We start from the raw sequence: 21,023 nt of genomic DNA, 5'->3' as shown, positions 1-21,023 counted from the left end.
TGAGGAAGTTCTAAGGGCGAGCTCAATACTCCGAGGCAAGAGCTGGACTGGATAGCGGACATACCGGTCTTCGCAACCGTCCTTGCCCAGCCGAGCACGCGCCATTATGGCGTTCATCCCCGTTTCTTTCCTTACCCAGAGCGCTCCGGCAAGTAACCGCCTTTGGCGCGGGCTCTGAGGATTGCCGATTATCGCGTCAGGGTGCGTGCCTTCACCACGCGCCCTTCGTCCATGACGATGACCTGATTTAGGTGCCGGTGGCGTGAGACCCACTTGGTGCATGACCACAACCATCCTCACGCCGCATCTCCGAGATCGACCATAAGATTGAGCACGCACTTGATCAGCGCGGGTTCAGCATATTCGTCACCTCGTTGAACAGGACAACCGCCGGCTCCACGGCGAGCGTGCGAGCGATAGCGACGCGGCCGTCCCTCGCACAGACGTTGTCGAACGTGGCTCGATCAGGTGGATGTCTGAATGAATATTCGTTCCAAATGCTTTGGACGATAAGAGGGGTGTTGCCAGCCAAATGCGAAAAGTGGCTGGCGCCTTTGGCTCAAGGAGTCTTCCCAACGCCGCTAGTTCCCATTGCCATTGTCCAAGGTCAGGCACCAGCAACGGAAAGACGCTCCGAGCGGAGCGTCCATCCTGTGATCGTGATCAGGTGCTCAAGCGCTCCTTCAAGGATCATGTCAACGCTTGAGAAAATTGGTGAGTGTGAGGTCGATCAGCTCATCGCCGCGGCCATTCATCACCGTCTTCAACGCCCAGAGGCTGAAGCCCTTGACCTGCTCCGCCTTGATCTGCGGCGGCATGGAAAGCTCGTGGGTGTTCGTCACGACATCAAGCAAGGCCGGCCCGTTATGGGCCAGCACATCCTTGATCGCGCCTTCCAGTTCCGACGGATCCTCAACCCGAAGCGCATGAACACCGACCGCCCGCGCGAGCTCGGCGAAGTTCGGGTTCTTCAGCGTCGTCCCTGTTTCAATGAAGCCTGACGCCTTCATTTCCATGGCGACGAAACCAAGCGTGGAGTTGTTGAAGATGACGACCTTCACGGGCAGGTCCTGCTGCACGAGTGTCAGGAAATCGCCCATCAGCATCGCGAAGCCGCCATCGCCCGAAAGGCTGATGACTTGCCGGCCGGGATAAGCCGACTGCGCACCGATCGCCTGCGGCATGGCATTGGCCATCGACCCGTGGGCGAGAGACCCGATCATCCGGCGCTTGCCATTCATCTTTAGATAACGCGCGGCCCAGATCGTGGGCGTCCCGACATCGAAGGTGAAGACGGCGTCTTCAGAGGCGTGATCGCTGACAAGCTTTGCCAGATATTGCGGGTGGATCGTTCGGCCGGCCTTGCCGGTCGCCAGATCATCCAGCCCGGCCCGCGCCTTGACGTACCGCTCCTTGCAATAGTCGAGATAGGCCTTGTTCGAGTTTGGCTCGACCAGCGGGAGGACCGCCTCGATCGTCGATTTGACGTCGCCAACAAGGGCAAGGTCGAGCGGCACGCGCCGCCCGAGATTTTCCGGACGTATATCGACCTGCACGACCTTGGCCTGCGAGGGGAAGAACTGGCGATAGGGGAAGTCGGTGCCCAGCATGACGAGCGTATCGCAATCTTCCATGGCGGCGTAGCCGGAAGAAAAGCCGATCAGGCCGGTCATGCCGACATCATAGGGGTTGTCCCATTCGACATGTTCCTTGCCGCCAAGCGCGTGGACGATCGGTGCATTGAGACGTTCGGCGAGCTTCAGCAGCTCGGCATGGGCTCCTTGGCAGCCACGGCCACAGAACAAGGTCGTCTTCGAGCTGCCATTGAGGATGTCGGCGAAACGGCTAATTTCGCTCGGCGGCGGTGTAACGGACGGCTGTGGCAGCGCGAATGCCGCCGGCTGGGAGATCTTGCCCGTGAATTCCGAAAGCGCGACGTCGCCCGGGATGACGATAACGGCTACGCCACGCTTGCCGACCGCCGCACGTATCGCCGATTCCAGCACACCGGGGAGCTGGTCCGGGTGGCTTACCATTTCACAGAAATGGCTGCATTCCCGGAAAAGCTGGTCCGGATGGGTTTCCTGAAAATAGCCGCGTCCGATTTCCGCCGAGGGTATCTGGGCGGCAATCGCAAGAACCGGAACGCGCGAGCGATGGCAATCGAAGAGGCCGTTGATCAGATGAAGATTGCCCGGCCCGCAACTGCCGGCGCAGACCGCAAGCTGACCGGTCAGATGAGCCTCGGCACCGGCGGCGAAGGCCGCTGTCTCTTCGTGCCGGGTATGAACCCATTCGATGTCCTTGCGAACCCGCAAAGATTCCGTCAGCCCGTTCAAGCTGTCGCCGACAACGCCATAGATGCGGCGCACGCCAGCGCTATGGAGGACTTCGGTGATGACGTCTGCTGCCTTCTTGGCCATGATACACTCCTTGATGGTTAGTTTAAGATGTCGAGCGCCGTGAGTTCCGCGGGATGCTCGCGCCGGCGATCGGCGTGAAAGATCGTAGGGTCGAGGGACGTCGTGGCGGGATTATTCAGTCAGTCCCGCCAGGGACATGATGATGCGAAAGCCCATGGCGAAGATGCCGAGGGTGACAACCGACAGGGACCAAATGGCAACCATCCATCCGAGCCGCTTGACCGGTCCGTGAACGAGGCTCTGGAGCACCATCAATGATACCCCTCGCCAACAGTCTGCTTGCCGCGAAACACGTAATAGGACCAGGTCGTATAAACGAGGATGATCGGGATGATCAGGAGCGTACCGACGAGCGCAAAGCCCATGCTTTCCGGCGGGGCCGCTGCGGCCCAGATCGTGATCGATGGCGGGACCACGTATGGCCACATGCTGATTGCGAGTCCTGTATAGCCGAGGAAGATCATCAATAGTGCGAGTACGAATGGTGCTGCGTGAACTTTGCGGCTTCGCAGCACCCGCAGGTGAAGCCAGGTCACCCCCAGAACCAGTACGGGGACCGGGGCAAAGTAGAAGAGGTTCGGGAAACTCAGCCAGCGCGCTGCGACCTGCGGATGCATGAGGGGAGTCCAGACGCTGACGATGGCGATTACGACGAGGAGTGCGATGGCGATCCACTGTGCAAGATCGCGCATTCGCCGCTGCAGGTCGTCGGTCGTCTTCATAATGAGCCAGGTCGAACCAAGAAGCGCATAGGCAACCATAAGGGCGAAGCCGGTGAAGATGCTGAAGGGCGTGAAGCACTCGAGGGCTGTGCCGGCAAAACGCGTGCCGTCAAGTTCGAAGCCGTTGATGAACGCTCCGAGCGCCACGCCTTGCGAGAACGTCGCAATATAGGAGCCGCCTGCGAACGCCCTATCCCAGAAGGGCTTGCGGCTATCGGGTGCCTTGAAACGAAACTCGAAGGAAACGCCCCGCCAGATAAGACCAGCGAGCATGAACATCAGCGGCAGGTAGAGGGCGCTGAGCAGGAAGCCGTAGGCGAGCGGAAAGGCGGCGAACATAGCGGCACCGCCCAGCACGAGCCAGGTCTCGTTGCCGTCCCAGACCGGCGCCACGGTGTTGACCATGGCGTCGCGCTCCTGGCGGTCGGAGACGAAGGGAAACAGGATCCCGATTCCTAAATCAAAACCATCCATGATCACATACATCATGACGCCGAAGGCGATGATGACTGCCCAGATGAGCGGAAGATCGATACCCATCTCAAACCTCCGTGGTTTCGCGCAGCGGCGTGGGTGTGATGTTGTCGGGAACGGCCGAGAGCGGTCTGGCAGGGCGCTGGATCTTGCCACCATCCGGCGGGCTCGTGCTGCCGCGACCCTCATAGGGACCTTGCGCAACCATCTTCAGCATGAAGCCGATGCCAGTGCCGAAGATCAGGAAATACATGACGATGAACATGACGAGCGTGACACTCAGCGTCAGGACCGAATGGTTTGAGACCGCATCCTGGGTACGCAGGATTCCGTAGACCACCCACGGCTGGCGACCGACCTCCGTGGTGATCCAGCCCGCAAGAACCGCGACCAGCCCGGTCGGTCCCATACAGAGGGCAAATAGCAGGAAAAGCCTGGTCTGGTAGAGCGTGCCGCGCCAGCGCTGATATGCACCCCAGACCCCAAGCAGAAGCATGGCAAGGCCGAGGCCGACCATGATGCGGAAGGTGAAGAAAATGATCGTCGAGTTCGGTCGGTCCTGCGGCGCAAATTCCTTGAGCCCCGGGATCTTGCCGTGCAAGGTGTGGGTGAGGATCAGGCTGCCGAGATATGGGATCTCGATCGCATATTTCGTTTCCTCGGCCTTCATGTCGGGAATGCCGAAGGCGATAAGCGGCAGGCTTGTGGCGTTCGGATCGTTTTCCCAATGGCCCTCGATGGCGGCGATCTTCGCAGGCTGATGTTCGAGCGTGTTGAGACCGTGAGCGTCGCCCACGAACATCTGGATCGGTGCCACGAAAAGCAGCATCCACAGCGCCATCGAGAACATTTTGCGGATCGCTGGCGTCGAACGGCCATGCAGCAAATGCCAAGCCGCCGCCGCCGCGACGAACAGCGCTGTCGAAAGATAGGCGGCAAGCGTCATATGGGCCAATCGGAAGGGGAATGAGGGATTGAAGATGACCGCGAGCCAGTCGGTCGGCACGACCCTGCCATTGATGATCTCGAAGCCCTGCGGGGTCTGCATCCAGCTGTTGGATGCCAGAATCCAGGTGGTGGAGATCAGCGTGCCAAGCGCGACCATGGCCGTTGCGAACATGTGCAGCCCTGGACCAACCTTGTTCCAACCGAACAGCATGACGCCGAGAAAGCCTGCTTCCAGAAAGAAGGCGGTCAGGACTTCATAGGTTAAAAGTGGGCCGGTAACACCGCCGGCAAACTGCGAAAAGCCGCTCCAGTTCGTGCCAAACTCATAGGCCATGACCAGTCCTGAGACGACACCCATCCCGAAATTGACTGCGAAGATCTTCGACCAGAAGTGATAGAGCTCCACATAGACCGGATTGCGCCGGATCAGCCACAATGCTTCGAGTACCGCCAGATAGCTGGCAAGGCCGATGGTAATGGCCGGAAAAATGATATGAAAAGAAACAGTGAAGGCGAATTGTAGTCGCGCAAGTTCCAATGCGCTGAAACCCAGCATCGAGGTTCTCCTTCGCGTGAATGAGTGAAGGCGGATCAAAATGTCGATCGCTCATCGACGAGCGTCTGCATTACATTCACTGGAGGGCGTCCGAGCCGCAACTAAACGTAAGTATAGCTTAGCTATATCTTCTTATTAGCCCTCAACGCGGTTATACGGCCTGGCTCAATGTCTCCTCGGGACAAAATCGATCAGCCAGGCGCAGCTGTCTGCTCGCATAGCTTCGTCGTAGGCTGCACATGGCGCCTTCTCTGCCGCGAGGGCACAACTGAGAGGCGACGGCCCTGACATCGCGAGCGAACTGAACTTTGAGAGCGCGATATTGGCCGGTCGCGTCCCGGTACGAAGGTTTTTCGGGCGCACCTGCGCCGGACGAACCGGGATTGAATGGACGCGCCGTAACGTATCGCCCGCGGAGGGCCGGTCGTCTGCGATTGCTGAGGCAGTGTATTTTATCCCCGCCGAGATAGGAGCGGCAACTCTTGATGGGCCAACTGGATAACTGCCCTTAGAAGAAAATGAGTGCGTCGACCGGTACTGTATCTGGCGATTGCCGATTGCGGCAGATAAATATTCCGAAAGATGTCAGTTCGCGGGTGGCGCGGATAGGTCTATGAATATTATCGTTGCTTATACGGGGTGGTCGGTGCTTGTGACGCTCCCATTAGCAATTTCACAATGTTGCGTCGTCTAATATAGTCCTGTGATCTAAGCCAAAAATCATTCAGCTTAGGTATCATTTTGTCTATCACCGCTTGCGTTTCGCGAACTTTTTCCAGCTTTACATACCGCTTCGCTGTATGCGCATTAATACAAATCACGGTGAAGAGATCAGCCAGTTCGTCCGCGCCCCTTCCTTCTATATTATAAATCAATTGTTGTATCTCGTTTTGGCTCTGGATTAGCCAACAGCATACGACTTCTCCATCCCGCTCGAATGTCGCTCGTAACGCTGAAATCCTATCGTGTCCGTCGTAACCGAATTGCACCTGTACCCGCTGGCGTACGGCAGGAACATTCTTGGCCCGGACCATCTGCTCAACTTCGTAGTCTACGCCGAGAGACAGCGCCTCGATCAGGGCTTGATGGATAAGGTGATAACTTTGCGAATCGATGACCGCAGAACTCTCCACCTCATCTGACGGAGGCGGGTGAAATTTGTTGCAGTCGGTATCGCGCATGGGATTCTCCGTCGCGGATGGATGCAACAGGAATAGCCCATCTATCTCGGACGAAGGTGTAAAAAACTGCAAAATTTTTGATGTCGAGTGTAAAGGGGACGTCGCGCCAGCGGCCGAGTTTCTTCTCCATGCCGTTGGTGCAATGAACAGAAAGCCTTCGAGATCCGGCTTGACGTTATCGCCGAGAAGCATCGCATCCTCGATAATGTCGGCCTTCAAAAATACGAGCGAGCATAATAGTTGAACTGGGCGATGGTGCCCGCGCTCGTCTTCTTGCCGCCCGACTTGAAACTGCCGAATGACATCCCGGAAACGCCAGGTGCTCCTGTGAAAGCAAGTACGAAACAGTCGAGCGATTTCAGCGGCATCAATGAGATACAACGCTCGACGCCGCCTCTTGACCTCAACGGAGGGGTAGAGCAAAATTGCTGCAACGCAGAACAAGAAAGTCTCGGTTTCCGACGCGGAATATCCCTTTAGACTGGAGGGGTAGCCGCGTGATTCTGTGCAGATATTGAGAGCATTTTATAATGTGGCGACTTTAAGGGTCCACCCTTGTCAAATCATAACGTCGATCGCTCCGTGATTTCGTTCGGTCCTTTCTGCCTGTCGCCTGGAGCCAAGCAGCTCACGAAAGACGGCAAGGAAGTTGTGATGGGCGGACGCGCTCTCGACATCCTGATCGCCCTCGTCGAACAAGCCGGCCAAGTCGTGTCCAAACAAGATCTGATGGCAAGTGCCTGGCCGAAACTGTTTGTCGAAGAGGCCAACCTTCGCGTGCAGATTACGGCTCTCCGGCGCATATTGAGCGACGGTCAAGAGGGGCAGAGCTATATCGAAAACGTCGCGAGACAAGGATATGTCTTCTCGGGCCGGGTGACGGTCTCGACACCCGAAATTTTGCCGCTGGTGCAACCGAAGAGTTTGTTGACGTTTCACAATCTTCCCAGCCCGCTGCAAATCGTGATCGGTCGCGACGTGGTTGTCGCCGCATTAGCCGCTCACTTAGCCGAAAGGCGTCTGGTCACGATCGCGGGAAGCGGTGGCGTCGGAAAGACGACAACGGCAATCGAAGTAGGGCGCGGCTCTCTCCCTCTGCACGGCGCCGTGATTCTCGTTGATCTTGCCCGGATTTCGGACACTTTGCACGTCGAGAGCACGATAAAGGCGGCGATCGCTACGACGCTCAAAATCGCGCAGCAACCGTTGTCAGAGCCCCTGCCAGTCAAAGACCCATTAATCATCCTGGACAATTGCGAGCATCTTCTGGAGGCGACCGCGCAGGCGGCAGAGGAGTTATTGCGAAGTTCACCGCAAGCCAAGGTTCTGGCAACGAGCCGGGAGCCTTTACGGGCGGCCGGTGAATATGTCTTCCGCCTTTCCGGCCTCGAGGTACCCCCTGCTGACCACGATGCTTCTTCCATCGACTTTCTCAGCTTTGCGGCTGTCCGTCTTTTCGTGGAAAGGGCTGCGGCTGTGCTGGGCAGCTATGTCCCGCGCCCGGCGGACGTTCCTGTTATTGTCGAGCTCTGTCGACGCTTTGATGGAATGCCATTGGCGATCGAGCTGGCGGCGGGACGCGTTGATGCTTACGGCGTCCACGGTCTCGGGCAGCACCTCGACGATGCTTTCCAGTTGCTGACCTTCGGCCAACGCACCGCGCTACCGCGCCATCAGACATTACAGGCCGCCCTCAACTGGAGCTATGACCAGCTATCCGACAGTGAAAAGACTACTTTCTCCCGACTGGCGGTATTCCCGGGTCTTTTCTCTCTCGACGCCGGCGCGGAGGTCGCTTCCATCGCCGAGCCGATCTGGAGTACGACCGAAGACATTGCCAGTCTCGTTATGAAATCGCTTATCAGCGCCGATTTCACACAGGCGGTACCACGCTATAGGCTGCTTGAGACGACGCGGGTGTATGCCCGGGCCAAACTTCGCGAACGTGGAGAATTCGACCGTCTGAGTAAACGCCATGCGACCTACGTCAGGACGAAGTTGGAAAGTTTCGACCGGCATGATGCGCATGCGGAGAGCCCAGAACGGACAAGCAGTTTTGCGGGCCTGGTTGATGATCTTCGTGCCTGCTTGGCCTGGTGCTTCGGTCCGAATGGTGACGCCGAACTCGGGGTGGAACTCGCGACAGCATCATCCACTGTCTGGTTTGAGCTTTCGCTTGTCAGCGAAGCCCGTGTTTATTTCGAACGTGCAGCAGCAGCACTTGAGGAACGCGGTCAAGCCGACCCTGCCCGGCTGATATCGCTGCTGAGTTCATTGGGAACGGCCCTGGTCTATACGATTGGGCCTGGGCCCGAAATCGAGACGCTGTGGACCAGGGCGGCGCGGCTCGCCGAGGCTTCGGGTGATGCATCTCTGAAGCTCGACGCCTTGTATGGCAATTGGCTTTCCGAACTTGCTGCAGGCAAATATCGCCGCTCGCTGGCGACCGCCGAATCATTCCGGAAAGTGGCATATGTCGGGGCGGAGAAAGCCCCGGGAGCAAAGATCGGAGAGCGGCTGATCGGCATTTCGCAACTTTATCTGGGGCATATCACCCAGGCGTATGACAGCCTTGAGCGCTTTATCAGTAGCCAGCCACCAGCGTTGAGCACGATCGTACGGATGCAGTACGATCAAGGCGCGAGCGCGAGCGCCTATAAAGCTATGACGTTGTGGCTGCTGGGTAAGCCGGAGGAGGCTCTCGCATCTGCCGCGAACTGCGTCGATGATGCCCTGGCGCGTGGGCACACGTCCACCCTTTCGCTCGTGTTGGCCGAGGCAGGGTGCCCGGTGCCATTCTTTGCCGGCGCACTGGCGGTGATGGAAGAGCGAGTGGATCTGCTGCAATATACGTCTGGGCGGCAAGCGTTTGGACCGTGGCGAGCTTGGGGCCGTTGCTTTCGCGGCGCCCTTTCCCTTAGTCGCGGTACACATGGTGACGCAGTCGAGCAACTTTCGGGCGGACTTGACGAACTGGAGCGTACCCGATGGCCGGTTCGACGCTCGCTCTTTCTGTGCCTTCTCTCCCAGGCTCTGCTGGGCTGCGGTCGCGGAGACGAAGGATTGCTCCGAATCGACGACGCGCTGGCGATGTGCGCCGAAAGCGGTGAGGCATGGCATCTGCCCGAACTGCTGCGGGTTAAGGCGGAGCTGATGCACCCTGAACGGCCGCAGGATGCGTTTGCCTGTCTACGGCAAGCCCAGGCGATTGCAGAACGCAACAAGATGGTCGCTTGGCAAATTCGCTGCAGAGAAACGGCGTTGAGGCTCTCCCAAACAAGCGATACCACGGAGCCTGTCGCTCTCGAGCCGGACCGTAGGATCGAGCGTCGCCAGATCACAAAAGTCGTCCCGACGCAGGTGCAGTGAATAGGAGATGACCGCTTGACCGATAATGGCGCCACAACGATTGCCTTGACGACTGGAAAAGACGCGATACGTCGCAGCACGCTCCCGGTCGATATCATTCTTGCGTTGGTGGCGATGGCGGGGCCTCTCTACGTCGACATCATGCCTGCCGTGATCGCCACTCTTCGTACAGAGTACGGACTGCGCCCGGATCAGGCAGGACTGGTGGCCGGAGCCAACGGCTATGGCTCGATGGTTGGCGCACTCTTGGCGCTGTTTCTAGTCTCGCGAATCCCCTGGCGAGCCCTTCTGCTTGGCCTGCTCGCACTGCTGGTAGTTGCCGATCTCACAACAATGGCAGCGCGGGATTACACATGGCTGCTCGGCATTCGATTCATTCACGGGGTTGCGGGAGGCCTCGTGGTCGGCGTCACCTATGCCCTGATGTCGCAGACGCCTGACGCTCGGCGCAGCTTCGGTGTGTTGTTTGTCTTTCACTTCGGCCTCGGTGGACTAGGCATCGTCATGTCGTCGCTGCTCGCCGACATGCTGCACCGTGGTATCGTATTCGGCATACTGGCGGCGTTTGGCTTTATCGCCGCTGCCCTCGTGCCCTTTCTTCCCGACTTTCGGCAACCCGGTGGTGCTTCCTACTCTCGGTCCGGCCGAACATCGCGGTGGATGTCAAAGCCACTATTGCTGAAAGTTATCGGAATTTTCCTTTTTCAGGCCGCTAATCTGGGGCTTGGCGCCTTTCTCATCGGGATTGCCCTGAATCTCGGACAATCGCAGACATTTGCAGGCCTTGTCGTAGGGCTTGGGTTGGCTGCGGGTGTTCCAGGATCGCTGATCATGATCTGGTTGAGCCGCAGACTGGGCTGGCGGCCGGTGGTGCCGGCCTTGTTGATCGCGGGTCTGGTCAAGCTAGGGGTGTTGGTCGGGACGACGCCTGCCGGCTTCGCATTGGGTGTAACCGCGATCTACCTGACCATGGCCGTTGCTCTGCCCTATGTGCTGGCAGCATGCGCGACGAGCGGCGAAGATGGGTACGGCACCGTGCTTGGCGGCTTCGCCTCGAAATTGGGGCTCGCCTGCGGCCCCGTCGCTTCGGGATTTCTGTTTGCGCAAAGCCCAGGCATCCTCGTGATCGCCTCCACCGTTACTGTTGTGATCGCCGCTGCGGCCTTCGCAATGTCGTTCCGGCTGGAAAGCTTGCGCGGAGCAGAGGCGGGAACAGGGCCGTCTCCTTTAAAGAAATGGGCTGGCAGTCGATAGGCGCAAGACATAAGACGGCAGAGGGTGGCACCCCATGAACGCTGCTGATTTGTGAGCTGCGGCAGGGCACAGCTTCCGTTTCCCACGGGTGCGCAACAAGTACGCTCCGATTGGCCCGTGGCGGAATGACGGCGATAAAAGCTCCGGATGCGGAGAAGTCGGGCGAAAGAAGCCTTGCATTGGCCAATGAGTCCATCGGCTGCGACTCCGATTTTATCTCGTTCCCGGCGCAAATCCCCCGGCACGGACCTGCCGAGAGCCGGCTGAAGGCGTGCGTCCAGCCGGCACTGTGAAATCTTCGACCGAGTTGCAACCAACCCGGAAGATGTTCGACCTATTCATGCGTATAGTGTCGGGCCTCAAGCCGCCTTGCTACCCTTCGTGCAGAATCTTTTTGCATCGATCACGACGGGTTCCGATAACCATGACCGACCAGATTTCCACCGGGAACAACGCTTCGGCTGTGCCCACGCCGCCACCCTCCCCCGTCATGGCGACGATCCGGCGTGTGACCATCCCCTTCCTTGCGATTGTCATTGTCGGATCGGCGGTTGCTTCCGTCATCATCGACTGGGATAGCTGGATCGCTGGCGCGGCACATCAGTCGACCGACGATGCGATCGTCAACGCCGATATTTCAACGCTCAGCGCGCAGATCAGCGGGACCATTAAGAGCGTCCCGGTCGCTGATTATCAGAAGGTCACCAAGGGCACGCTGCTCGCCGAAATCGACCCTCGCACCTATCAAGCGGCGGTCGCGGTTGCATCGGCTAATCTTGCATCGGCAAACGCCACCCTCGCCAACCTTGCCAATCAGATCGATCTGCAGAAGGCCGTGATCGATGCCGCCGAGGCACAGCATGTCTCTGCTCTTGCGCAACAGACACAAGCGGATGAGGAATATCGCCGCCAGACGGATCTGGGCGGCGCAACGACCCAGCAAGCAGTCCAACAGGCCGAAGCTGCCGCCGTCCAAGCGGCAGCCTCCGTACGGTCCACCGCGGCTGCAACCTCACAGCAACAGGCACAGCTGAAAGTGCTTCAAGGCCAGCAACCGCTCTTGCGCGCTCAGGTGGAAGCGGCACAGGGCAACCTTGATACGGCGAAGATCAACGAGGGCTATACCCGGATCTACGCCCCCTTCGACGGAATGCTCGGCAAACGCCTCGTCCACGAGGGAGATTTCGTCACCGCCGGCACAGGCATTTTCTCCGAAGTCCCGCTCCCGAACGTCTATGTGACGGCGAATTTCAAGGAAACACAGCTGTCCCGGATGGCAGCTGGCGACAAGGCGGAAATCAGGGTCGACACCTTCCCCGGCCAGATCTTGCGCGGTACGGTGGTCGACCTGTCACCGGCAAGCGGCTCGATCTTCGCTCTCCTGCCTCCGGACAACGCGACCGGGAACTATACCAAGGTCGTTCAGCGCATACCCGTGAAAATCGCCATAGACGCGGACCAGCCATTGCTGACCGAACTTCGCCCGGGCATGTCGGCGATCGTCACCATCGACACACCGGGTGAAGCAGGCCGATGACGACCGCCATTCGCTCGTTCGGTCCGGTCACGCACGGCACGACGGCCAGCCGGCCACTGCTGATCGTCGCTGCTCTGCTCCTTGCCTCATTCGTGGTCGGCTTCGACACCCGCGTCTTTGCGGTCGGCCTGCCGGACCTTCGGGCCGCCTATTCGCTGAGCGTCGACGAAGCATCGTGGCTGAGCACGATCGCTAACGCGCCTCAGATCCTGATCGCGTCGGGTGTTGCCTGGCTCGCCACGGTTTTCGGCGTCCGGCTGATCATGATCCCGGCGGCTCTCGTCTATGCCATCGTTTCGCTTGAAATCCCGATGGTCAACGACGGCCCCCTGCTCTTCGTTCTGCATGCGATCAGAGGCCTCCTGTTGGGGGTTTTCATTCCCACGACGATTATGGTGATCTTCCGCAACCTCGACAAACGCTACTGGCTGGTCGGGATCGCCATCTACGCGTTGCGGGCTCCGTTGTCGCAGAATCTCGGTTTCGTCCTTGTCGGCGTTTACGGCGACTATCTCGGCTGGCAATGGATGTATTGGCAGGATGTGATCGTTGCACCATTGATCGCGCTCCTGCTCTTCATCGCCGCCCCGAAGGAAGAGATCAATTTCGGCCTTCTGAAGCAGGCGGATTGGGGTGGGATGATGTTGCTCGGCTCGTCGATGACAATGCTGTATATCGGGCTGGATCAGGGAAACCGACTCGATTGGTTTGCGTCGGGGACGATCATCGCGCTTTTGGCGGGTGGATTTATCCTCGCGGTGGGCTTCTTGATCAACGAAAGCATGGTCGACCATCCCTGGGCGCATTTCAGCGTGATCATGAGCCGGAACATCGGACTCGGCTATGCCATTATCGTCTGCTACGCGCTTTCAAGCGCAGGCGCCTCCATCGCTATTCCCGGCTTCCTGCAGAATGTAATCGGACTGCGGCCGATCTCGATCTCGACCCTATACCTCGTCGGGGCCGTGATCCCGGTATTTCTGTTTATCACCGTGGCGCTGCTGCTGTTGCGCCGTTTCGATGCGCGTTTGTGTATCGTCATCGGCCTGGCGCTGATGGCGCTCGGTTCACAGCTCGGATCGAAGCTGACGATCGCCTGGGCGCCATGGAATTTCTTTCCGACCATCATCTTCCAGACGGCGGGGCAATCCTTTGCTTTCTTTGCCACGGTTGTCTATCTGATCGGAAATTCGGACCCGTCTCGTTCCACTGCGGTGTCCGCTTATATTCAGGTCGTACGGCTTGGAAGCGTCGAACTTGCGACAAGCGCTCTCGCGACGCTGCAACGGCACCGCGAACAGTATCACTCAGACATTTTAAACGGGCCGGTAGCCGCGACATCACAACAGCTCCACGTTTTGCTGAGCAAGCTGCAGCACGTTTTCGGTACGGGCACGCGCGCTCACGTTGAAAGCCTCTCGACGGTCGCCGGCAAGATCCGGAGCCAGGCGATGGTCCTTGCCTATAGCGATCTGTTCGTTCTGTCCTGTTCGGCGGCAATATTCGGCCTGCTGATTGCGGCCTTCATGGTTTCCATGCCCTATGGGCCGCTTCACCCCGAATTCCAACATCAGGCGCAAGGGGACACGAAACCCGACGATCGGGTTTGAAGTGATCTCGGGGCACCTTTCCCATGACACGCCCTGCGTCGCCGCGTGCGACAGGCTTGAGCGCATTTCATCCGCAATTCCACAAGGAGGTTCAAAGTACGAAGAGGCGGGTCATCCAGTCCAGCGAGATGAAACCGGCGTATGCCGTACCTATGCTTGAGTATAGCTTCGGATACCTGCGCGCGCTGCTAGTCTTACAAGAGACCAATGGCGGAGACTCCCGATGACGAAGAAGCGCCCGGACGGCATCAAGGCATATAATGAACCGGCAGGTGGCTGGGGGGCCCTGAAGGCCGTCGCAGAAACGCTCGCCAGACAGCAGGTTATCGCTCAGGGCACGGCGACCCTGTTGAAGGCGAACCAGCCGGAAGGTTTCGATTGTCCCGGCTGCGCCTGGCCAGACCCAAAGCATACGTCATCCTTCGAGTTCTGTGAGAACGGCGCCAAGGCGATCACCTGGGAATCCACCGCCAAGCGCGTCAGCCCCGATTTCTTTGCGAACCATACGGTGGCAGAGCTCTGGAAATGGACCGATCACGAGCTGGAGAACGAGGGGCGCCTGACGCACCCGATGATCTATGATGCCAAGAGCGACCGCTACCAGCCGATCGAATGGGACGAAGCCTTTGCCCTTATCGGCAAGGAGCTGAACGCCCTCGAAAGCCCGCATCAGGCCGAATTCTACACGTCTGGCCGTGCCTCAAACGAGGCGGCTTTCGTGTATCAGGTCTTCGTGCGTGCCTTCGGCACCAACAATTTCCCGGACTGCTCCAACATGTGCCACGAGGCGACCAGTGTCGGGCTGCCGGAATCGATTGGTGTCGGCAAGGGAACGGTCACACTCGAGGACTTCGACCATTGCGACGCGATCTTCAGCTTCGGGCACAATCCGGGCACCAACCATCCGCGCATGATGACGACGCTGCACGAGGCCTCCCGCCGAGGCACGCCGATCGTCGTCTTCAATCCGTTCAAGGAACGGGCGCTCGAGAAATTCGCCGCCCCCCAGGATCCGATCGAAATGGCGACCTTCTCCTCGACCGAGATCGCATCCGCCTATCATCAGGTCCGCACCGGCGGCGACCTCGCCGCGCTCAAGGGCATGATGAAGCTGATATTCGAACGGGATGCCGCGGATCTCGCCAAGGGCGGAACCGGCGTCCTCGACCGCGCCTTCATCGCTGAACATACGCTCGGCATCGACGAGTTGCGCCGTGATGTCGAAGAGACAAGCTGGGACGATATTCTCCACTATTCCGGCCTGTCGCGTGCTTCGATTGAAAGCGCTGTCGACGTCTATTTGAAGGCCAAGAATGTCATCCTCTGCTACGGCATGGGGCTGACCCAGCATGCGAATGGCACGCATAACGTTCAGCAAGCCGCCAATCTCCTGATGCTGCGCGGCAATCTCGGACGCGAGGGCGCCGGTATCTCCCCGATTCGAGGCCATTCGAACGTCCAGGGCGACCGTACAGTCGGGATCACGGAAATCCCCAATGCCGCGCTTCTCGATGGCATGGAACGCGCTTTTGGCTTCCGTCCGACGGGCGAAAAGGGCCACAATGCAATCGAGGCGATCGAAGCGATCGCTGAAGGCCGCTCAAAGGCCCTGATCTGCCTCGGCGGCAATCTGGCGGTCGCGATGTCGGACCCGACGGTGACGTTCCCAGGCATGCGCAAGCTTGATCTCGCGGTTCACATTTCAACAAAGCTCAACCGGTCTCACTTGTTGACCGGAAAAACTTGCATCGTTCTACCGTGCCTCGGTCGAACCGATCTCGACACGCAGGCATCCGGTCCGCAATCGGTGACGGTCGAGGACTCCATGTCGATGGTCCATGCCTCGCGTGGCTTCCTCAATCCGCCGAGCCCTTTCCTCAAGTCCGAACCCGCCATCCTGGCCGGCATCGCCCAGGCAACACTCGGGGATCGGTATGGAATCGACTGGGCGGGCATGATCGAAAATTACGATCGGATCCGCGACAAGATCGAAATCGTCTTCCCCGACTTCAAGGACTTCAACAAGCGGGTGCGCGTACGCGGCGGCTTCCGGCTCAATGTTCCAGCCTCCCATCGTGAATGGCACACGGCCACGGGCAAAGCGAACTTTCTCATCTCCTGCGGCCTGGACGAGGATCCGAGGCTGAAGGACCCCGAGACGCTGGTCATGGCAACGATGCGCAGCCACGACCAGTACAATACGACGGTCTACGGCCTGGACGACCGGTATCGCGGCGTCTTCGGTCGGCGCGACATCATCTTCATCAGTGCTGCAGATCTCAAGGCGCGCGGCCTGGAGGATGGCGATCTCATCGATGTCCATGCAGTTACGACAGGCCCTGAACGCTCGGTCCGCGGATATACCGCAGTCGCCTACGATCTTCCCCAGGGTTCGGTCGGCGGATACTATCCGGAAATGAATGCCATCGTTGCGCTCAGTCACTACGATCACAGATCAGGGACGCCCGCCTACAAGGGCGTTCCAGTCAAGATCGTGCGTTCGCAGGTAGCGTGAGAAGGCGAAGCGGCCTTGACATGACATGAGGCGATGGAACGATTATCTGCATGTGCCGTCATCGGGGAGGAAAGGCCGCGTTCATGCGTAATATTGCAAGGACGCGCTCTTCGCGAGCAACACCGTTTCATACCATTGCCACACCTCAGAGGTATAATATTCACACTCGACTACGCCCGGAGCGTCGCTCTGGAATGTAGGTTCTTGCAACCCTAGCAGGGTAAGATAATATAGTATTACGCGAAGTTCTCGCGCACGCCTGTATCCTTCGGGTCCGCTTCCACGATCACCGTGTTGCGGCCTGGATCATTGCATAACCGATCACGCCAAGCAGATCTGTTTGCATCGACAGCCTGCCGCTGAATCCGGCGAGACACCCTATCTGAAATTTTCGAGGCCGATCTTCCCGATGGGAAGTTGGCTTCCATCAGACGAACAACGCATCGGCTCGCATCATTGGGGGGAACAATGGGCAAACTGACGAGAGCGCATGCATGGTGTAATGGCGAGGTTGCCTATGTCGCATGGGCGGCCGACGGTCCGATCGCCGGCTGCATCGGCTTCATGGTGACCAGGGTCCATGAGACCGGACAGGATGCCGGCACAAAACGAATTCTGCCAACCTGGATCGCTTTCACCGACCAATCCAATCCCGATTGGCTGGAGCAGGACAGTTCGGTCTGGCCAATTCAGCAATATCAGTGGCGAGACCTGACGCTGAGACGATCACGCAACACCGCCGAGGTCCGGCCGATAGACTTCAAGGTCCATTACGAGGTGGTCCCGGTCGGTTTGGCTGGTAAGGCAGAAGACAAGTTGCCGCCTTCGGCGACCGCACCTTACCTCGATGAACAGGGCAAGCCGCGTTACGTCGGACCACAAAAAGCGCTGTTCGCGCTGGGACCAGCGATTTCGACGCCGACAATCGATGTCACCCATGATTTTCCATCCGGAGGCTCGATCAAGGCGACCTTCACGAACGGAATTCTTTCAACCCAGAATCTTTTGCGCCAGCTCGAAGACATCCAGGGCAAGAAACCGCAGGCGGTAGCCGCCGGCCCGATCGACAATGGCAAGGCCAAGGGTATCTTGGCGACGCTCAAGAAACATATCCCGATCAAGAACGACAAGATCCGTCTCTTCCTGACCGCCGACGTTTTGAGTTTCCTTTTGCATCTGATCGACCGGACAGAGCAGTCCGCGACCGGCGAACTGTATCTGGCGCTCTATGAGCTTCATGACCCCGAGTTGATCGACCGCCTGGAAGCCCTCGTCAAGAAAGGCAAAGCTCGCGTCATCCTCTCCACGGCGAGCTCAGCTGATGTGAATCCGAAGGGCGCGCCGCCTCCGAAGCAGCCGATTGTGTGGGACGTGGAAAACTACCCTGCACGTCTGCGCCTGCATGCGGCCAACAGCTCGAACGTCCACGACCGTCTTTTCAATAATGACGATCATATCGGTCACAACAAGTTCGCAGTCTTCGTCGAAAACGGCAAACCTCAAACCGTTATGACAGGCAGCACCAACTGGACCGAAACCGGCCTCTGCACGCAGTCGAACAACGTGATCCTGCTTGATGACGAGGCGATTGCCCAGCGATATCTGGGTTTCTGGAACGACCTTCTGGCCGACCAACAGCCCGCAGGAGTGCCGCTGACCGCAAAGGCAGGCAGAAAAACCGCAACAGGATTTGCCGCAAACAAAGCGGTGCAGTCAGATACGCTTCGATCCGCCAACGCGAAACTCAAGCCGGAGATCGCCGTTGCCGGCGGGTCGAAAGTCGAGATCTTCTTCTCTCCGAACACCAAGGAACCAACCAAGGATAAAAATTCACCGACGCCAATTGATCTCGCCCGAGTGTATTCGCTCATGGAGCACGCAAGCAATGCAATCTTCTTCCTGACGTTTTATCCCGGTGTTCGAGGCGAGCAGAATATCGTCGGCACTGCGGCCGATCTGGCGGCGAAACGGCCCGAGCTCCTCGTGCAGGGGGCAATCAGCAATCCGAAAGCTCTGCCACCGGCCAAAACCGGCACGCCAACCACCTACAAGACACCCTCCGGGGAAGAGAAGAAACTTCCGCAACCATCCATCTGGTGGCCAGGGGGCGATGATAGCCGGGTTGCGATGATCCGTGCCTCCGCGGTGACAATCCGAACGGGAGACCTTCGTCCTGAGCTTCTCAGCGCAGGCCATGCAATCATCCACGACAAGATCATTGTCATCGATCCATTGCATCCGACCAATTGCACGGTGATCACCGGCAGCCACAATCTCGGATACAAAGCATCCTACCAGAATGACGAGAACTTACTCATCATCCGCGGCAACCAGGCGCTCGCGATCGCTTACGCCGTTCATGTCCTCGACACCTATGATCACTATGTCATGCGCGCGAGGTTGGAGGACGAAAGACGCAAGGCGCTGATTGCGACTGGAAAAGAACCGGTTTCCAACTCCGGGGGCTTCCTTCGCCTGAATGATCAGTGGCAGTCACGCTGGTTCGCTCCCGGCGGCCCGCCGTCCAGCCGCAACTACTTCCTTGGCATTTGACGAGGGGAGATCGGACGAGCTTGAAACTACTCCGCCCGCCGATGCCGTCGACGAGCCAGGTTCGATATTGCAGCCCCTTGCATCAGCAACATCGAGCGCCGGGGAATTGCCGGGAAAGAATCCGGGAGATTGTGTTCCGGCACGACAACGCGACGCGGCGTTACATCGACTTCCTCGCATTCAGGTTTAGATCCCGCTACACCTAAGTATAGTGGTTCTCAAAACGTTCCAGCGCTACTTTGAGCATTGCCTCCCCGTCCGAAGGCGAACGGCCCTCCCGGTCGTTCAGCTTCGATGTCCTCCCCTCCATCGAAGTCGGCGGACCCGGTCCGTCCAAGACCGTCCCCTTGTCCAAGGGGACGGTCTTTTCCACATTAAGGCACGGCGCAGTATATCGCCGGCCGGGCGTCAGCTCGGTCGATCGGATCGTTGGGGATACATTTCGCTTGAAATTACCGGACGTCAGCGGCCAGATTTCAACTGAAACGGGAGGGAACGCCGTCTCATTATTTTGACGATCAAGTGAGAATGTCACAGGCAGTGAGTGACAATTGGTCAATCTGAACTTCCTGTGCACGACTAAAGGCGGTACGAGGCATCGTCCGATCGAGATTTCAAAAGGCGTGATCTCTCACGCCTCTGGCGTCGCTATTACCGGTCGTCTTCGCCGGGTCCCAAAACGCATGTGGGCACGTAGCAGTTCTCGAGATTTGGAACCAGGCGGGACTGGAGCTCTTCGCCTGGATCGCATTTGCTGTCTGAACTTACATAGCGGATATAAAGGTCCAACTCCGGCTGCCGCCTATCGCTATAGTGATACAAATAGGCTCCGTCCGAGTTGATCGCCTGCTTTAGCCCGGCACACGTTTGGCCAGCGAACGCCGCCGGCGCCAACCCTACTGTTGCGATGATCACGATTGCAACACGCGATGCAGCCGAAATGGCCGTCATGGAAAGGCTTCGGTCATGACTGTGGTGATTGTAGGTCATCTCTCAATATCCTTCGTTGATTGACGAGATAACAGTAGGACAGATTGAGTAATCGCCACTATCGAACATTCGTTTATGCCACGCTAGACCATGGTATTATAGTATAGTTTCACTATATGACCGAGATGGTGTCGCCCCGGCGCAAGCCCGGCGACCTGCCGAGCTGCAAGCTCGCAGCGCAGCCAATACCCGGCGATTCCGCGCATAGTTGAATGAGAGCGGTTCGGAGATTCGGTGAAAAACTGAAGTGCTCTACCAGCCATCGCTCGATCTACAATTTGGGCGTCAGCATGTCGAAACGATCCCGGATCGTGGAACAGGTGTCGCCGCCCAATCGTGCTATAGCGTCGATCGTTCCGGGATCAACGTGCAGTCGGTTGTCGACCGCCCCCTCACGATAATGGGCATAGACGATCTCGCCCATGATGATCTGGCGCGACTTGCCGAGCTCCAGCGTCACATGTCGTTTGCATTCAAACGATGCCGGCGCTTCGGCGATCCAAGGTGATGCGACTTTCGTGCCGGGCATGGCCGTCAGTCCGGCCTGCTGCAACTCATCGACGCCACGCGGATATTTGGCCCCGCAAACATGCATGGCCTCGGCAATCGCGAAGGAGACGATGTTGACTGTGAAGACCTCGGTCATTCGGATATTGTGGCCCGTGTCCTTGAACGACATGTCCGGATTGTTCTCGACGCCAAGCGCAAGGATCGGCGGATCGGCGGACAGGCAATTGAAGAAACTGAACGGCGCGGCATTGATGCGACCATTTTCGTCCACCGTGGTCACAAGCGCGATCGGTCGCGGGATGATCGTGCCGATCATTAGCTTGTAACGATCATGGGCGCTCAACGTTGTGAAGTCGAACGAGACCACCCCGCCGTTTGCAG

At 58.4% G+C, this 21,023-nt stretch carries 13 protein-coding genes; 6 read left to right on the top strand and 7 right to left on the bottom strand.

Annotated features, from left to right (window positions below):
- Positions 1-695 precede the first annotated feature (695 nt).
- From poxB to FHT84_RS08975, 5 genes are all read right to left on the bottom strand, one after another.
- Positions 696-2,423 carry a ubiquinone-dependent pyruvate dehydrogenase gene (poxB, locus tag FHT84_RS08995; RefSeq protein WP_183761837.1) on the bottom strand — a complete coding sequence of 576 codons (1,728 nt, stop codon included), beginning with the start codon at positions 2,421-2,423 and terminating at the stop codon, positions 696-698.
- 111 nt (positions 2,424-2,534) lie between these two features.
- A complete protein-coding gene (locus tag FHT84_RS08990) occupies positions 2,535-2,675 on the bottom strand; it encodes a DUF2474 domain-containing protein (protein WP_113248805.1) in 141 nt (46 codons plus the stop codon).
- A complete protein-coding gene (cydB, locus tag FHT84_RS08985; RefSeq protein ID WP_113248804.1) occupies positions 2,675-3,685 on the bottom strand; it encodes a cytochrome d ubiquinol oxidase subunit II in 1,011 nt (336 codons plus the stop codon). Before cydB ends, FHT84_RS08990 begins: the two co-directional genes overlap by 1 nt.
- Before the next feature lies 1 nt (position 3,686).
- Complete coding sequence (locus FHT84_RS08980; protein ID WP_113248803.1) at positions 3,687-5,123, bottom strand: cytochrome ubiquinol oxidase subunit I; 1,437 nt, start codon at positions 5,121-5,123, stop codon at positions 3,687-3,689.
- Between the two features lie 620 nt (positions 5,124-5,743).
- Entirely contained in the window at positions 5,744-6,685 is a 942-nt protein-coding gene (locus FHT84_RS08975; protein ID WP_162736917.1) for a hypothetical protein, read from the bottom strand.
- A 174-nt stretch (positions 6,686-6,859) separates the two neighbouring features.
- On the opposite strand from FHT84_RS08975, the gene FHT84_RS08970 reads away from it, so the two are divergent.
- The 6 genes from FHT84_RS08970 to FHT84_RS08945 all read left to right on the top strand — a co-directional run bounded on the left by FHT84_RS08970 (position 6,860) and on the right by FHT84_RS08945 (position 19,142).
- A complete protein-coding gene (locus FHT84_RS08970) occupies positions 6,860-9,673 on the top strand; it encodes a winged helix-turn-helix domain-containing protein (protein WP_162736916.1) in 2,814 nt (937 codons plus the stop codon).
- A gap of 15 nt (positions 9,674-9,688) precedes the next feature.
- On the top strand, positions 9,689-10,927 hold the full coding sequence (locus FHT84_RS08965) for an MFS transporter (protein ID WP_113248800.1): 1,239 nt from the start codon (positions 9,689-9,691) through the stop codon (positions 10,925-10,927).
- Between the two features lie 424 nt (positions 10,928-11,351).
- Positions 11,352-12,464, top strand: a complete 1,113-nt coding sequence (locus FHT84_RS08960) for an HlyD family secretion protein (protein WP_113248799.1) — start codon at positions 11,352-11,354, stop codon at positions 12,462-12,464.
- Positions 12,461-14,074 carry an MFS transporter gene (locus FHT84_RS08955; protein ID WP_113248798.1) on the top strand — a complete coding sequence of 538 codons (1,614 nt, stop codon included), beginning with the start codon at positions 12,461-12,463 and terminating at the stop codon, positions 14,072-14,074. The genes FHT84_RS08960 and FHT84_RS08955 overlap by 4 nt, the downstream gene beginning before the upstream one ends.
- 223 nt (positions 14,075-14,297) lie before the next feature.
- Complete coding sequence (locus tag FHT84_RS08950) at positions 14,298-16,589, top strand: FdhF/YdeP family oxidoreductase (protein WP_183761835.1); 2,292 nt, start codon at positions 14,298-14,300, stop codon at positions 16,587-16,589.
- Positions 16,590-17,366: 777 nt separating this feature from the next.
- Positions 17,367-19,142: a phospholipase D-like domain-containing protein gene (locus FHT84_RS08945; protein ID WP_348647343.1), complete on the top strand. Its 1,776-nt coding sequence runs from the start codon at positions 17,367-17,369 to the stop codon at positions 19,140-19,142.
- Between the two features lie 651 nt (positions 19,143-19,793).
- Here the strand turns inward: FHT84_RS08945 and FHT84_RS08940 are convergent.
- Entirely contained in the window at positions 19,794-20,132 is a 339-nt protein-coding gene (locus FHT84_RS08940) for a hypothetical protein (RefSeq protein ID WP_112345830.1), read from the bottom strand.
- A 271-nt stretch (positions 20,133-20,403) separates the two neighbouring features.
- A complete protein-coding gene (locus FHT84_RS08935) occupies positions 20,404-20,958 on the bottom strand; it encodes a flavin reductase family protein (RefSeq protein ID WP_112345831.1) in 555 nt (184 codons plus the stop codon).
- Positions 20,959-21,023 lie beyond the last annotated feature (65 nt).

This window comes from Rhizobium sp. BK289, from assembly GCF_014193575.1.
Lineage (GTDB): Bacteria > Pseudomonadota > Alphaproteobacteria > Rhizobiales > Rhizobiaceae > Rhizobium > Rhizobium tropici_C.
Note: the sequence above shows the minus strand (reverse complement) of the source record. Positions and strands in the feature narration are given on the sequence as shown.